Origin of the sequence: Falsirhodobacter sp. 20TX0035 (assembly GCF_028307215.1) — a bacterium.
Taxonomy (GTDB): Bacteria; Pseudomonadota; Alphaproteobacteria; order Rhodobacterales; family Rhodobacteraceae; genus Falsirhodobacter.
This window is the reverse complement of record NZ_JAQMHV010000007.1, coordinates 78713-93592: the sequence shown is the minus strand read 5'-3', so window position 1 is coordinate 93592 and position 14880 is coordinate 78713. Positions and strand designations below refer to the sequence as shown.

General features: G+C 68.9%; 14 protein-coding genes. 6 read left to right on the top strand and 8 right to left on the bottom strand.

What is annotated here, in order from left to right; all coding sequences use genetic code 11:
* Nucleotides 1-99: 99 nt before the first annotated feature.
* Together PIJ50_RS10085 and PIJ50_RS10080 are read left to right on the top strand one after the other, a co-directional pair.
* Entirely contained in the window at nucleotides 100-933 is an 834-nt protein-coding gene (locus PIJ50_RS10085; protein ID WP_271974922.1) for an MlaA family lipoprotein, read from the top strand.
* On the top strand, nucleotides 923-1546 hold the full coding sequence (locus PIJ50_RS10080) for an MlaC/ttg2D family ABC transporter substrate-binding protein (RefSeq protein ID WP_271974920.1): 624 nt from the start codon (nucleotides 923-925) through the stop codon (nucleotides 1544-1546). The genes PIJ50_RS10085 and PIJ50_RS10080 overlap by 11 nt, the downstream gene beginning before the upstream one ends.
* A gap of 49 nt (nucleotides 1547-1595) precedes the next feature.
* Here PIJ50_RS10080 and PIJ50_RS10075 read toward each other — a convergent pair whose 3' ends face one another.
* Nucleotides 1596-3827, bottom strand: coding sequence for a transglycosylase domain-containing protein (locus PIJ50_RS10075; protein WP_271974918.1), 2232 nt, complete (start codon nucleotides 3825-3827; stop codon nucleotides 1596-1598).
* A gap of 244 nt (nucleotides 3828-4071) precedes the next feature.
* Between PIJ50_RS10075 and PIJ50_RS10070 the strand changes: the two genes are divergently transcribed.
* Both PIJ50_RS10070 and PIJ50_RS10065 read left to right on the top strand, forming a co-directional pair.
* On the top strand, nucleotides 4072-4410 hold the full coding sequence (locus tag PIJ50_RS10070; protein WP_271974916.1) for a P-II family nitrogen regulator: 339 nt from the start codon (nucleotides 4072-4074) through the stop codon (nucleotides 4408-4410).
* A 22-nt stretch (nucleotides 4411-4432) separates the two neighbouring features.
* Nucleotides 4433-5758 carry an ammonium transporter gene (locus PIJ50_RS10065; RefSeq protein ID WP_271974914.1) on the top strand — a complete coding sequence of 442 codons (1326 nt, stop codon included), beginning with the start codon at nucleotides 4433-4435 and terminating at the stop codon, nucleotides 5756-5758.
* A 50-nt stretch (nucleotides 5759-5808) separates the two neighbouring features.
* Here the strand turns inward: PIJ50_RS10065 and PIJ50_RS10060 are convergent, their stop codons facing one another.
* Genes PIJ50_RS10060 through dapA form a run of 4 tightly spaced genes read right to left on the bottom strand, consistent with a single transcriptional unit; the run spans nucleotide 5809 to nucleotide 9215 of the window.
* Nucleotides 5809-6969, bottom strand: a complete 1161-nt coding sequence (locus PIJ50_RS10060) for an amino acid aminotransferase (protein ID WP_271974912.1) — start codon at nucleotides 6967-6969, stop codon at nucleotides 5809-5811.
* Entirely contained in the window at nucleotides 6969-7799 is an 831-nt protein-coding gene (gene sseA / locus PIJ50_RS10055) for a 3-mercaptopyruvate sulfurtransferase (RefSeq protein WP_271974911.1), read from the bottom strand. The genes PIJ50_RS10060 and sseA overlap by 1 nt, the downstream gene beginning before the upstream one ends.
* 33 nt (nucleotides 7800-7832) lie before the next feature.
* On the bottom strand, nucleotides 7833-8300 hold the full coding sequence (gene smpB / locus PIJ50_RS10050) for an SsrA-binding protein SmpB (protein ID WP_271974909.1): 468 nt from the start codon (nucleotides 8298-8300) through the stop codon (nucleotides 7833-7835).
* Between the two features lie 39 nt (nucleotides 8301-8339).
* A complete protein-coding gene (gene dapA, locus PIJ50_RS10045; RefSeq protein ID WP_271974907.1) occupies nucleotides 8340-9215 on the bottom strand; it encodes a 4-hydroxy-tetrahydrodipicolinate synthase in 876 nt (291 codons plus the stop codon).
* Between the two features lie 132 nt (nucleotides 9216-9347).
* Between dapA and PIJ50_RS10040 the strand changes: the two genes are divergently transcribed.
* Nucleotides 9348-11246, top strand: coding sequence for a lytic transglycosylase domain-containing protein (locus PIJ50_RS10040; RefSeq protein WP_271974906.1), 1899 nt, complete (start codon nucleotides 9348-9350; stop codon nucleotides 11244-11246).
* Here PIJ50_RS10040 and PIJ50_RS10035 read toward each other — a convergent pair.
* Together PIJ50_RS10035 and mnmC2 are read right to left on the bottom strand one after the other, a co-directional pair.
* Nucleotides 11224-12117 carry a DMT family transporter gene (locus tag PIJ50_RS10035; RefSeq protein ID WP_271974904.1) on the bottom strand — a complete coding sequence of 298 codons (894 nt, stop codon included), beginning with the start codon at nucleotides 12115-12117 and terminating at the stop codon, nucleotides 11224-11226. The genes PIJ50_RS10040 and PIJ50_RS10035 overlap by 23 nt on opposite strands.
* Entirely contained in the window at nucleotides 12114-12788 is a 675-nt protein-coding gene (mnmC2, locus tag PIJ50_RS10030; RefSeq protein ID WP_271974902.1) for a tRNA (5-methylaminomethyl-2-thiouridine)(34)-methyltransferase MnmC2, read from the bottom strand. The genes PIJ50_RS10035 and mnmC2 overlap by 4 nt, the downstream gene beginning before the upstream one ends.
* Nucleotides 12789-12881: 93 nt before the next feature.
* Here mnmC2 and PIJ50_RS10025 point away from each other — a divergent pair, with 93 nt between their 5' ends.
* Nucleotides 12882-13904: an NAD(P)/FAD-dependent oxidoreductase gene (locus PIJ50_RS10025; RefSeq protein ID WP_271974900.1), complete on the top strand. Its 1023-nt coding sequence runs from the start codon at nucleotides 12882-12884 to the stop codon at nucleotides 13902-13904.
* Here the strand turns inward: PIJ50_RS10025 and PIJ50_RS10020 are convergent.
* A complete protein-coding gene (locus PIJ50_RS10020; protein ID WP_271974899.1) occupies nucleotides 13901-14854 on the bottom strand; it encodes an endonuclease/exonuclease/phosphatase family protein in 954 nt (317 codons plus the stop codon). The two genes, PIJ50_RS10025 and PIJ50_RS10020, sit on opposite strands and share 4 nt — an antisense overlap.
* Between the last annotated feature and the right edge of the window lie 26 nt (nucleotides 14855-14880).

The window sequence follows — 14880 nt, the reverse complement described above, 5'->3', positions numbered from 1 at the left end:
TTCGTCCCGTTTCGGTCGGCGTTGTCATCGCCGGTCTGGCCGAATATGGCGAGAACCCGGGGCGGTGACGGTCAGTCACGATTTCATGGGGATGGTACGATGATGGTGGTTAACAAAGCTTTGTCACGGGTTGCGGCCCTGGCCGCTGTGTCGGGACTGGCCTTGCTGGCCGCCTGCGGCCCCGCGCCTCAGGCGACGGGCGTGAACGATCCCAACGAAGGCGTGAACCGCAGCTTCCACGCGTTCAACAAGGGGTTGGACCGCCGCGTCCTGCGTCCCGTCTCGCACACCTATGGCCACCTGCCCGGCCCGGTGCGCACCAGCGTGTCCAACGTGGCCGAAAACCTGGAACTGCCGGGCGACGTGCTGAACGGCGTGCTGCAGGGCCGTCCGGTCCGCGCGCTGTCGAACACGGGCCGCTTTCTCGTGAACTCCACCATCGGGGTGCTGGGGATCTTCGATCCGGCCACGCCCCTTGGCCTGCCGGAAAAGGACTCTGACTTCGGCGAGACGCTGTACACCTGGGGCGTGGGCGAAGGGGCCTACGTGGAGAACCCGGTCTTCGGCCCGTCCACCACCCGCGACACCTGGGGCCAGATCGTCGACACGATCACCAACCCGCTGAACTTCCTGATCGAGCAGCCCGAAAGCACCTACGCCACCGTGGCCAAGGGTGGTGAGATCCTGGACACCCGCTACACCTACACCGACACGATCGACGATGTCCTTTACGACAGCGCCGACAGCTACTCGCAGGCGCGGCTGGCCTACCTGCAGAACCGGCGCTTCACGCTGGAGCAGAACGCCGGCACGGGAACCGCACAGGCCGCTGACGGGTTTATAGACCCGTATGCCGATGCACCCGATGGTGCGGCACCCGCCGCAGCGTCCGCAGATTTCATAGATCCCTACGAGGATGCCAATGCCCAATAACGTTTCCTTCGCCCCCGTTCTGACCCGCCGCGCCCTGGCCGGTGGTCTGGTCGTCGGTGGCCTTGCCCTGACGCTGCCCGGCTTTGCCCGCGCCCAGGGTGCGGCCGACGCCGCGCGCCGCGCGGTCGAACAGGCCGTCGCCTCCGTCAACCAGATCATTGCCTCGGGCCAGTCCGAACAGCAGATGTACGACGATTTCGAGCGGGTCTTCGCGACCTATGCCGACGTGCCGACCATCGCCCGTTCGACGCTGGGCGTGGCCGCGCGTCAGGCGACGCCGGCCCAGCTTCAGGCCTACACGCAGGCCTATCAGGGCTACGTGTCGCGCAAGTACGGTCGCCGGTTCCGCGAATTCATCGGCGGCCGGATCGAGGTGACGGGCGTCAACCCGATCAAGAGCTACTACGAGGTGCGCTCCACCGCCTACACGCGCGGCAGCTCCCCGGCCGACGTGCGCTGGCACGTGTCGACGAACAGCGGCAGCCCGCGGTTCTTCAACATCATCATTCAGGGCGTGAACATGCTCGCCTCCGAACGGACGGAGGTTCAGGCGATCCTGGACCAGCAGGGCGGCAGCATCGACCGCCTGACGCAGGCCCTGCGCCGCGCCTGAGCGCTCCGAGAACAGAAAAAGGCCCCGCCATTGGCGGGGCCTTTTTCGTTCATCCGCCAAAGGCGCGGCGCACGTCGTTCAGGATGCGTTCGGCCACGTTCGGCTCTCCGCTCGGCTGCGGCTGGGCCTGCGGCACCGGCTGAACCTCTGCCACCGGGGCGTTGGTGGGGGCCGAGGGGGGAACGCGGGGTTCCGGCACGATCTTGCGCAGGGGCACCAGCGGCTGGCCATCCTCGATCCGGGACATGACCTCGCGCCAGATGTCGGCGGGAAGGCCGCCGCCCGTGACGCCCTTCAGCGGGGTGTTGTCATCATAGCCCATCCAGACGCCCACCACGTAATCGGCTGTGAAGCCCATGAACCACGCGTCACGCGCGGCCTGCGTGGTGCCGGTCTTGCCCGCCGCCTCGCGCCCCGAAGGAAGCTTGGCGCGCCGGCCCGTTCCCGTCTCAATCACCTGCGTCATCATGTAGGTCAGAAGCTGCGCCGCCTCGTCCGAGATCACGCGTTCCCCGATGCCCCCGGTCTGGCCGATCAGGGGCGTGTCGTCGCCGCGCAGGCGCAGGCTGGTCAGACCGTAGGGGCTGACCGCCATGCCGCCGTTCAGGATGCCGGCATAGGCACCCGTCATCTCCAGCAGCGTCGCCTCGGACACGCCCAGCGCCAGCGAGGGGCTGTCCACCAGGTTCGAATGGATCCCGAAGCGCGAAGCGACGTCGATCACCTTCTGCCGGCCCACCGCCTCGGACACGCGCACGGCGGGGATGTTCAGCGAATGCGCCAGCGCGTGCGTCAGCGTCACCACGCCGCTGAAGGTGTGGTCGTAGTTCGACGGCGTCCACGGCCCCGATCCGGGGATGTTCAGCGTAAAGGGTTTGTCCTCCACGAAGTCGGCGGGGCTGAAGCCCGCGTCCATCGCGGCGGCATAGACGAAGGGTTTGAAGGACGATCCCGTCTGCCGCAGCGCCTGCGTGGCGCGGTTGAACGATCCCGCAGGCTCCACCGTGCGGCCGCCGACCATGGCGCGCACCGCCCCGTCGGGGGACATGACGATCACGGCCGTCTGGGCCTTGGACCCTTCGCTGACCTTGTCCTTGAACACCTGCGTCACGGCGGCCTGCGTGGCGCGCTGAAGACGCTGGTCCATGGTGGTCTGGATCACCACATCCTCGGTCGTGTCGCGGGTCAGGAAGTCGGGGCCCGATTCCATCACCCAGTCAGCGAAGAAGCCGCCGGACCGATCCTCGGCCGCGCCCGACAGCTGGGCCGGGTTGGCCATGGCGTAGCGCGCCTGTTCGGGCGTCAGGTAGCCCTGCTCCTCCATCAGGCCGACGATCACGTTGGCCCGGTCGATGGCGCGCTGCAGGTTGTTCGTCGGCGCGTAATAGGACGGCGCACGCAGCAGGCCCGCCAGCATCGCGGCCTCCGCCGGCTCCACCGCCTTGGCGGACTTGCCAAAGTAACGCTCGGCCGCAGCCTCGAACCCGCGGGCGCCGGCGCCCAGATAGACGCGGTTGAAGTAGATGGTCAGGATGTCGGCCTTGGAATACTTGGCCTCCATCGCCAAGGCATACGGCACTTCCTTGATCTTGCGCCACAGGGTGGTGGTGCGGCAGTCGGCCTCGTATTCCGCCTCCGACTTCCACTTTTCGGGATCGTACTGCACGCCCAGGCACAGAAGCTTCGCCACCTGCTGCGTGATGGTGGACCCGCCGTTGCCGTCAAACGGGCCGCGGCCCGCGCGCAGGTTGATCGCCACGGCCGAGGCGATGCCCCGCGGGCTGACGCCGAAGTGACGGTAGAAGCGGCGATCCTCGGTGGCCACAACCGCGTTGCGCAGGTTGGCCGACGCATCCTCGGACCGGAGGGAGCCGCCATACACCTCCCCCCGCCAGGCGAAGGTTTCGCCGTTGTTGTCCAGCATGGTGACCGAGCCGCGCACGCGGGCGTCCAGCAGGTCCGACACCTGCGGCAGGGTGGAGGCGAAGTAGAACGTCGCCGCCCCCACCACCAGCGCCACAACAAGCGCGGACCGCCAGAAGACGCCCCACACCACCCGGCGCAGCAGGGTCAGCAGGCCCAGGACCAGCGCGACCAGCGGGTTGCGCGGCGGGCGTTTGGGCGCGGGCTTGCGCGGGGCGGGCTTGCGGGGACCGCCGCCCCCACCGCCACCGCCCTGCCCGCCGCCGCCATTGCCGCCGCCCGCCGTCCCCCGTCCGTTTCCGTTCGCCGCATAGCGCTTTTCCGCCACGAGAGGCGTGCGCCTGGTCGGTCCACTCATGCCTGTCTGCCCTTCTTTTTCTGTCGCAGCAGAATAACGTTTCCTGCCGGCTTTGTTGAGGGCTGTTTGTTTCCGCCCCGTTACCCCGCCGCAAAGTTTTTGCGCTATGTGCCGAAATATCAGGCGTATCCCCCGATTGCCCTGCTTTCCCGCGCCCGCAGGTTCGGCGGATGATTGCCGGACGCCCAAAAAGGCCGCTTTCTGCCCCCAACTGGCCAAGGCCGCAATCACGAGGGGATGCACGGTGAAACTGATCATTGCAGCCATCAAGCCGTTCAAGCTGGAGGAGGTCCGCGAAGCCCTGACCGCCATCGGCGTGCGCGGGATGATGGTCACGGAAATCAAGGGTTTCGGATCGCAGTCCGGCCATACCGAGATCTATCGCGGCGCCGAATACGCCGTGAACTTCGTGCCAAAGGTCCGGCTGGAGATCGTGGTGGCGGACGCGCTGGCGGAATCGGTCGTGGACGCCATCCGCGTCACGGCCAAGACGGACAAGATCGGCGATGGCAAGATCTTCGTGCTGGATGTGGAACAGGCCGTCCGTGTGCGCACGGGCGAGATCAACGACGATGCGCTTTGAGCGTGCGAGGGGACAGGGGACGATGACACAACTGATGAAAACCGCCGGTCTGGCCGCGTTGGCCGCGATGGCCGCCCTGCCCGCACTGGCGCAGGAGGCGGCCGTGGAGCCGGTGATGGACAAGGGCGACGTGGCGTGGATGCTCGTGTCCACCGTCCTCGTGCTGTTCATGGTGCTGCCGGGGCTGGCGCTGTTCTATGGCGGCCTCGTGCGGTCCAAGAACATGCTGTCGGTGCTGATGCAGTGCACGATGATCACCGCGATGGTGATCGTGGTCTGGGTGCTTTATGGCTATTCCTTCGCCTTTGGCGGCAACACTGGCCCGTTCTTCGGCGGCTTTGCCAAGATGTTCCTGGCCGGCGTCACGCCCGACAGCATGGCGGCCACCTTCTCAGCCGAATACGTGATCCCGGAATACGTGTTCATCTGCTTCCAGATGACCTTCGCCTGCATCACCCCCGCCCTGATCGTCGGCGCCTTCGCCGAGCGGATCAGGTTCGGCGCACTGATGCTGTTCATCCTGCTGTGGGTCACCTTCGTCTACTTCCCCATCGCCCACATGGTGTGGGACGCGAACGGCCTGCTGTTCGGCTGGGGCGCGCTGGACTTCGCCGGCGGCACGGTGGTGCACATCAACGCCGGGATCGCGGGCCTCGTGGGTTGCCTGATCATCGGCAAGCGCATCGGCCTTGGCCGCGACATGCTGGCGCCGCATTCGATGACGCTGACCATGGTCGGGGCTTGCCTGCTGTTCGTGGGCTGGTTCGGCTTCAACGCCGGATCAAACCTGGAAGCCAATGGCGGTGCGGCACTGGCCATGATCAACACCTTTACGGCCACGGCCGGGGCCACGCTGGCCTGGGTCGCGATCGAGGGGGCGGCTCGGGGCAAGGCCTCCATGCTGGGCGCGGTGTCGGGCATGGTGACGGGCCTTGTGGCGGTCACCCCGGCGGCCGGTCTGATCGGCCCGGTGGGCGCGATCGTGCTGGGCGCCATCGCCTCCGCCATCTGCTACTTCTTCGTGGCCACGGTGAAGAACAAGTTCGGCTATGACGACAGCCTCGACGTCTTCGGCATCCACGGCGTGGGCGGCATCGTCGGCGCCATCGGCACCGGGATCTTCACCTCCACCTCGCTGGGCGGCATCGGCTATGCCGAGGGCGTCACGATGGGCGCCCAGATCTGGACGCAGATCCTCGCGGTGCTGGTGACGATCGTGTGGTGCGGCGTGGTTTCGGCGATCCTCTACAAGATCGTGGACATGGTCATGGGCCTGCGCGTCACGGCCGATCAGGAACGCGAAGGCCTCGACACCACCTCGCATGGCGAAAGCGCGTATCACTACTGATTGCCCCCACGGGCAAAGGGAAAAGGGCGGAGCCGCGGCTCCGCCCTTTTTCACATCACGGCGGCGATGGCGGCCGCCACGACCGGGATGTTGGCGTGGCTGAGGCCGGCGACGTTGATCCGGCTGTCCCCCAGCATGTAGATCCCATGCTCCACCCGCACCCGTTCCGCCTGTTCGGGCGACAGGCCGAGGCGCGAGAACATACCGCGGTGTTCTGCCACGAAACCGAAGCGGTCGGTCCGGCAGGCGTCGCGCAGGGCCATCGCCAGCCCTTCGCGCAGGCCGATCATGCCGGTGCGGATGTCCTCCAGTTCCGCCCGCCAGTCGGCGCCCAGCGCGGGATCGGTCAGGATCGTGCTGACCACCCGTGCCCCGTGATCCGGTGGGAAGGAGATCGACAGCCGGTTCAGCGCGGCAAGGTTGCCCTGCACCCGCGCGGGATCGCCGCCCGCGGCCAGCAGGACCCCCGTGCGTTCGCGGTAGATCCCGAAATTCTTGGAACAGGAGGCCGCCACCAGAACCTCCGGCAGACGCTGCACGAGAAACCGCGTGGGAAGCGCGTCCTCCTCCAGCCCGTCGCCGAAGCCCTGATAGGCCAGATCGATCAGCGCCAGGGCGCCCGCCCCCGTCAGGATCCGCGCCACCTCGGCCCATTGCATGAGCGAGGGGTTCGCCCCCGTTGGGTTGTGGCAGCAGCCGTGCAGCAGGACCACGTCGCCGGGCCGCACGCGGGTCAGATCCTCCAGCATCCCCTCGAGGTCCAGACCGCCGGTGGCCGCGTTGAAATAGCGGTACTCGGCGCGGCGCAGGCCCAGATAGTCGATGATCGCCGGGTGGTTCGGCCAGGTCGGGTTCGACAGCCAGATCGTGGCGTCGGGGTTCATCATCCGCACCAGTTCCAGCGCCTGCCGCACGGCCCCCGTGCCGCCGGGCGTGGCGATGGCCGCGCCCCCTTCGGCGCCCAGGATCAGGCGCTGCATCGCAGCCAGGAACATGGGATCGCCCGGCATCGCGGTGTAGACCTTCGTCTCCTGCCGCTCCCAGATCAGGCGCTCGGCCTCGCGCACGGCGCGCATGACGGGGGTGCGGCCCTCGGCGTCCTTGTAGACGCCCACGCCCAGATCCACCTTCACGGGGCGCGGGTCGTCGCGGAACATCTGCATCAGGTGCAGGATCGAATCCGCGGGTTGTGGTTTCAACGTGTCGAACATCAGCCCTTCTCCACCGGCAGGTCGGCGCGGCCGCCCCATTCCGTCCAGGACCCGTCATACAGCGCGTGATCGGGATGTCCCAGACGTTCCAGCGCCAGGCTCAGGATCGCGGCCGTGACGCCCGACCCGCAGGAGGTGACGACGGGCGTGTCCAGATCGACGCCCGCGCCCCGGAACGCCTCGGCCAGCGCCTCCACGGGCTTCATCGTGCCGTCGGGGTTCAGCACCTCTCCGAACGGCAGGTTGCGGGCGCCGGGGATGTGGCCCGACCGCAAACCGGGACGCGGTTCGGGCACCTCGCCGCGGAAGCGGGGGGCGGCGCGGGCGTCCACCACCTGCGCGCGACCCGTGGCCACCTGTTCGGCGGTGCGGATGCGGGCCGGTTGCAGGACGGGCAGCACGGCCTCGGCCAGCGGTTCGGGGACATCGGCGGTCAGGGGCCGACCCTCGGCCCGCCATTTCGGCAGGCCGCCGTCCAGCACGGCCACGGCGTCGTGGCCCATCAGGCGGAACATCCACCAGGCGCGGGCGGCGGAAAAGAGGCCCTTGCTGTCATAGACCACGACCTGCGTCGCGCCGCCGATGCCCATGGCGCCGATGGCCTGCCCGAACGCCTCGGCCGTGGGGGCCATGTGGGGCAGGTCGCTGTCCGGATCGCTGATCCGGTCGATATCGAAGAAGCGCGCACCCGGAATGTGCGCCCCCGCGTATTCGGCCGCCGCGTCGCGCCCGTCCGCCGACATGTGCCACGAGGCGTCCAGCACGACCACCTCCTCCAGCCGAGCGGCCAGCCAGTCGGTGGAAACAAGGGTATGGGGATCATCTGTCATGGGGGCACCTCCGCCCCCTTGGTTACGCGCCGGTCAGCCCTGCTTCAAGAGGCGGGCCTGCTGGCGCTGCCAGTCGCGCTTGGCCGAGGTTTCGCGCTTGTCGGCCAGCTTCTTGCCCTTTGCGATGCCGATCTTCACCTTCACCACGCCGCGGTCATTGAAATACATCCGCAGCGGGACCAGCGTCATGCCTTCGCGCTTCGTGGCGTTCCACAGACGCGACAGCTCCTTGCGGTTGACCAGCAGCTTGCGCTTCCGACGCTCCTCGTGCCCCCAGGTCTTGGCCTGAAGATAGGGCGCGACATAGCCGTTGATCAGCCACAGCTCCCCATCCTCCACGCTCGCATAGCTTTCGGCGATGTTCGATCCGCCCTGACGCAGCGACTTCACCTCGGAGCCGAGAAGCATGATCCCCGCCTCGATGTCGTCCTCGATGGCATAGTCGAACCGCGCGCGGCGGTTTTCGGCGATCAGCTTGCTGTTGGGATCGGATTTTTTCATGGGGGAGAGATAGGGGGCGCGGGCGCCCCCGTCCAGATGTCAGTTCAGGAGGCCCGCATGGCGCATGGCCGCGTCGATCCGCGCCTTCACCCCGTCGCTGACGCCCACCAGCGGCAGGCGCACCTCCGCCTCGCACAGGCCCAGACGGGACAGCGCGTATTTCGCGCCCGCAAGGCCCGGTTCCAGGAAGATCGCCTCGTGCAGGGGCATCAGGCGGTCCTGATAGGCCAGCGCCTTGGCGTAATCGCCCGCCAGTGTCGCGGCCTGGAATTCGGCGCACAGGCGCGGGGCCACGTTCGCCGTGACCGAGATGCAGCCCACCCCGCCATGCGCGTTGAAGCCCAGCGCGGTCGCATCCTCGCCCGAAAGCTGCACGAAGTCGGGGCCGCAGGTGATGCGCTGCTGGCTGACGCGTTCCAGCTTGCCGGTCGCGTCCTTCACGCCGACGATGCGGGGGAGCTTCGCCAGTTCGCCCATCGTGTCGGGCGACATGTCCACGACCGAACGGCCGGGAATGTTGTAGATGATGATCGGCAGGTCGCTGGCGTCGTGCAGCGCGCGGTAATGCGCGATCAGGCCCGCCTGCGTGGGCTTGTTGTAATAGGGGGTCACGACCAGCGCCGCGTCCGCCCCCGCCTCTTGCGCGAAGCGGATCAGGCCGATGCCTTCCACGGTGGAGTTGGAGCCCGCCCCGGCGATGACCGGCACGCGGCCCGCGGCGTATTCCACCACCTTGGCAACCACGGTGCGGTGTTCTTCATGCGTCAGGGTGGGGCTTTCGCCCGTGGTGCCCACCGGCACCAGCGCGGACGAGCCTTCGGCGATCTGCCAGTCAACCAGCTTCTTCAGCGTGTCCAGATCCAGTGCGCCGTCCTTGAACGGCGTCACGAGGGCAGGAATGGAACCCTTGATCATGACACGCTTCTCCCCCTTTGGTGCGGATTCGCCCGCTGTGAAACGCGACTTCCTTACGCCGCGCCGCGGCCTTTGCCAAGCTGGCGCGGTCGTGTGTTGCCCCGGGGGCCGCCCTTTGGCAGGATGCGCGGCATGAAAGCCCTTCTTCTGTCCGCCTGCCTGATGCTTCCCGTCCCCGCATGGGCGGACGGATTGCAGACGGCCCTGCAACTGTCGGCCCGGCACGACTGGGCGGGCGCGCGCAACGCCGTGCAAAGCGACGTGGCCCGCGACATCATCGAATGGCAGCGCCTGCGCGAGGGCGAGGGCAAGGCCCGCGACTACGAAGCGTTCCTGGCCCGCCGCCCCGACTGGCCGGGCCTTGCCCTGCTGCGCCAGAAGGGCGAGGCGGAGATTGCGGTGTCGGGCGACGCCGACCGCATCCTTGCGTATTTCGCCGCGCAGGCGCCGCAGACGGCCAAGGGCGCGATCGCCCTGTCGCGCGCCTATCTGGCGCTGGACCGCGCCCCCGAAGCGCAGGCCGAAGCGTTGCGCGCCTGGCGGAACCTGTCCCTGTCGGCCGACGAACAGGACGAGCTGTCGCGCATGTATCCCGTCCCCATCGCCGGAGAGGACATCCCCCGCACCGACCGGCTGTTGTGGGACGGCCGGCGGGCCGAGGCGGAGCGGATGATCCCTCGCCTGTCGGCCGGCTGGCAGGCGCTGGTCCGGGCCCGCATCGCCCTGCGGGCCGACGAAAGCGGCGTGAACGAGCTGATCGCCGCCGTGCCCGCCCAGCTGGCCGACCAGCCGGGCCTTGCCTATGAGCGATTCGCGTGGCGGATGCGCAAGGGGCTTTACCCGGACGCGGCGGAGCTGATCCTGTCCCACAGCCCCGACGCGCTGGGGCACCCGGACATGTGGGCCCCCCGCCGCATCTATCTGGTGCGGGAGTTCGAGGAGACGGATCCGGAGCTCGCTTATCGCCTCGCGTCCTCGCATGGGTTGACGGAAGGCGGGGACTTCGCGGATCTGGAGTTTCTGGCCGGCCACATCGCCCTGCGCCGCCTGAACCGCCCCGCCGACGCGCTGGAGCATTTCCGCCATCTGGAACAGGGCGTGGGCACCGCGATCAGCCTGTCGCGTGCGCTGTATTGGCAGGGCCGCGCGCAGGAGGCGATGGGCCAGTACGACGCCGCGATGGCGACGTTCCAGAAGGCGGCCACCCATTCCTCGGCCTATTACGGGCTTCTGGCGGCCGAACGGCTGGGGCTGAAGACCGACCCCCTTCTTCTGGCGGGCAACGCCACGCCCGACTGGCGCACGGCCCCGTTCATGACCGGATCGGTGATGCAGGCCGCGCGCCTACTGCTGGAGGCGGGGGATTTTCAGCAGGGCCGCCGCTTTATCCTGCATCTGGCCGAATCGCAGGACGCAACGGGGCTGGCGCAGCTGTCGGACATGGCGCTGGCCATCGACCAGCCGAACATCGCGCTGAACCTGGCCAAGATGGGGGCCGGGCGCGGGATCATCCTGCCCGCCGCCTATTACCCCATCCCCGACCTCGTGCCGGACGGGCTGCCGGTGACGCGGGCCTTCGCGCTCGCCATCTCGCGCCGGGAAAGCGAATTCGACCCGGCGGTGGTCAGCCCCGCAGGCGCGCGGGGCCTGATGCAGGTGATGCCCGAAACCGCGAAGAAGCTGGCCAACGGGCTGGGTGCGGATTTCAGCACGGCGCGGCTGACGGCCGATCCCGCGTTCAACGTGCGCCTCGGCTCCACCTACCTTGCCCAGATGATCGAGGAGTTCGGGCCCGCCGTGTCCCTGGTGGCTTCGGGCTACAATGCCGGGCCGGGGCGGCCGCGCCAGTGGATCGCGGCCATGGGCGATCCGCGCGATCCGGCCGTGGACGTGGTGGATTGGGTGGAGGACATCCCTTATGCCGAAACCCGCAGCTATGTGCAGCGGGTCGTCGAATCACTGGTGATCTACCGCGCGCGGCTGGCCGGGGTGCCCGTGCCCGTCCGCGTCACGGACGAGTTACGGGGGTAGGCTTCTCGCCCTTCTTCTCGGCCCGCCACAGGGTGAAGAGGCCGGCGGCCACGACGATGAAGGCACCGATGACGATGTTGGGGGTCAAGGCCTCGCCCAGAAAGGCGACGCCGATGATCGTCACCCAGACCAGTTGCAGGAAGGAAAAGGGCTGCACGGCGCTCGCCTCGGCGAAGTCGTAGGCGCGGATCATGCACCAGTGGCCCAGGATGCCCGAGCAGGCCAACGCGGCCATCCACGGCCCGCTTCCGGCGCTGAGGGGTTCCCAGAACCACAGGCCCAGCACGGTGATCGCGGCCGCCCCCGCGATGCCCGCCCAGAAGAAGCTGACCTCGGCCCCATCCTCGGCTGCGACGAAGCGGGTCAGAAGGCCGTAGAGCGCGAACATCAGGGCGGCGGCGAAGGGCAGGACCGACCAGACCGACAGCACCCCCGACCCCGGCTGCAGGATGACGAAGACGCCGACGCAGCCCACGGCCACCGCCAGCCAGCGCCGCCAGCCGACATATTCGCCCAGGACCGGCCCCGACAGCGCCGCCACCAAGAGCGGGAAGCAGGTGAAGATGGCGTGGGTGCCCACCAGCCCCAACTTCACGAAGGCCACGACCATGACGCAGATCTCGGCCACCAGAAGCACGCCGCGCAGCCCCTGGATCAGCGGATAGCGCGGCCGCAGCATCCGCCGCAGCCCGCCCGAGGATCGCAAGGCCAGCGCCACCACGAAGGCGGCGAAGACCCAGTAGCGGATCATGACGATGACAAAGACGTTGTTCGTTTCCCCCAGATGGCGGGACAGGGCGTCCTGCAGGGAAAAGATCATCGTCGCCGCGATCATGAAGGCGATGCCCTTGCGGGTGTTGGCCTCGGTCATTGCGTCTCCTTCGGCCGGTGCCCGACCGTCATGTGCCGTTTCGTTCCGAATCCCGCGCGGCGTTCCACCGCGAACCCGGCGGCCTGAAGCGCCCGGCGCACGTGGCCGGCCGCGGTGTAGGTGGCGAAGGTTCCGTCCGGCGCCGTGTGGGCGCCCACTTGGGCCAGCAGGTCGTCCGCCCACATCTCGGGGTTCTTGGCCGGGGAAAAGCCGTCAAGGAACCAGGCGTCCGCGGCCCCGTCCCAGGTGGGCAGCGTGTCGCGCGCGTCGCCGATCACGATCCGCGCCTCCAGATCCGGCAGGCGGATGTGGCGGGCGCCATTGGCGTATTGCGCAAGGATCGGGGCGGCGACCCCCGCCACCTCGGGGAAGGCGGACAGGGCGCGGGCCATGTCGGGCGCGGCCATCGGAAACGCTTCGAACGAGGTGAAGTGCAGTTGGCCCGCCGCCCCGGCGGCCCGCCATGCGATCAGGGCCGCCAGAAGGTTCAGCCCCGTGCCGAAGCCCAGTTCCGCGATGTGGAACCCGTCGCGGAAGCGCGCGGGGAGGTTGTTTCCGTCCAGAAACACGTGCCGCGTTTCCGACAGCCCGCCCGTGAGCGAGAAGTAGGGATCGTCGAAGCGGGAAGAGACCGGAATCGCCCCGTCCCGCCAATCAAGCTCTGCCTGCATGGGAATCTCCGTCGCCCCCTCCATGCTCTTGCCCCGCGCCAAGCGCAACACCCGTTCTGGCGGTCGGGGTCCGCATCCCGTATGGAAAGGCGCATGACACCCGACCTGATCATCCACGGCGCCGGAATCTTCGGCCTGTCCATCGCATGGGAGGCGGCGCGCCGCGGCGCGCGCGTGGCCGTCGTCGATCCGCACGGCGTGGGGGCCGGATCCTCGGGCGGGGTGGTGGGGGCGCTGGCGCCGCATGTGCCGGAGAACTGGAACCCCAAGAAGGCGTTCCAGCTCGACAGCCTGCTGATGGCCGACACCTTCTGGCGCGGGGTGGAGGAGGCGTCGGGCCTGCCTTCCGGCCACGCCCGCACCGGCCGCCTGCAACCTTTGGCCGACGCCGCCGCGGTGGCGATGGCCGAGGCGCGGGGGCTGGAGGCCGCGACCTTGTGGCAAGGCCGCGCCCAGTGGCGCGTGCGCCCGGCGCAGGGCGGGTGGGAACCGCCCTCTCCCACCGGCCTCTTGATCGTGGACACGCTGTCCGGCCGCATCCATCCCCGCATGGCGCTGGCGGCGCTGGCAGAGGCGGTCCGCGTGAAGGGCGGCACCATAGGGCCGGAAGCGCAGGGCGCGCCTGTCGTCTGGGCCACGGGCGCGGCGGGGCTGGCGGACCTGTCGCGGGCCTTGGGCCGCAACATCGGCACCGGGGTCAAAGGGCAGGCGCTGGTGCTGCGGCATGACGCGCGGGACATGCCGCAGCTGTTCGTGGATGGGCTGCACATCATCCCCCATGCCGACGGCACCGTGGCCATCGGCTCCACGACCGAACGGGACACGCAGGACCTGTCGACCGACGCGCAACTGGACGCCCTGCACGCCAAGGCGGTCGCGGCGGTGCCGGTTCTGGCCGCAGCACCCGTGGTGGAACGCTGGGCCGGGCTGCGGCCGCGGCCGAAATCGCGCGCCCCGATGCTGGGGCCTTGGCCCGACCGTCCGGGGCATTTCATCGCCAATGGCGGCTTCAAGATCGGCTTCGGCATGGCGCCCAAGGTGGCGCAGGTCATGGTCGATCTGGTGCTGGACGGGCGCGATGCGATCCCGGGCGGCTTCCGCGTTTCCGACAACTAGAGATCCAGATCGACCCACACCGGACGGTGCGGGACACCTTCCCCCACGCCCGTGCCCGTGACGGCAATGCCGGCCTGCGGCAGCACGTAATCCAGCCGCAGGGGACCGGTCTGCGGGTACTCGGCGGTGACGGTGCCGGGCAGCGGGTCGGTCAGGGCGGGATGGGCCAGAAGCGCCGCGATCGCGTCGCGCCGCCCGTCGCCGGCCTGCGGATCGGCGTTGGCGCTGCCCAGAAGCACCCACGGCCCCTGCGTCGGGGCGAAGGGCAGCCGGCCGTCGATCAGGGCAGGCCAGAACGCGATCTCGTCCGCGTTGCGGCGGCCGTTGCGATCCTCGGGCCCGTCGAAGACCGGGGTCGTGGCGTGAAAGGTCAAAAGCCGCAGCACGGCGCCCGAGGGCAATTGCACCGGCACCTCCCAATGCCCGACGGAGGACAGGCGCTGCACGGCGCGGGCCTCCTCGCCCATCCCCTCGAACAGCAAGGCGTCTGGCAGATCGGCCCAGAGCATGGCCGAGAAGTCGCGCATCTGGTCGGCCAGAATGGGAAAGCGCGACAGAACCGCCATCCCGCCATCGCCCGAAAAGAAGCCGAAGCCCTGCGCGTCCGCCGCGCCGCCCAGTCGCCCGTCGCCGTCCAGATCCAGCCCGGTGCCCATCCCCGTGTTCGGGCGCAAGGCAAGGCGGAAGGGGTAGTCGGTGGCCAGAAGGTCCGCGAAGGCGCTCAGCCCCACGCCGTGCAGGTCGTAATCCACATCCTGAAGCACAAGGATGTCGGCCCGCGTGGCGTCCACCGCCGCCACCGCGCCCGCCGCGTCGCCCCGCAGGATGTCGCGCAGCATCAGGCCCGGCCCCTTGGCCGACAGGTCGGTGTGGAAGGTGGCGACCCGCACCGGATCGGCCATCGCCGCCAGCGGCGTCAGAAGAAGAACAAGGAAAAGCCCGGCGCGCATGGCACCGGGCTTCGCAGATCACGGTT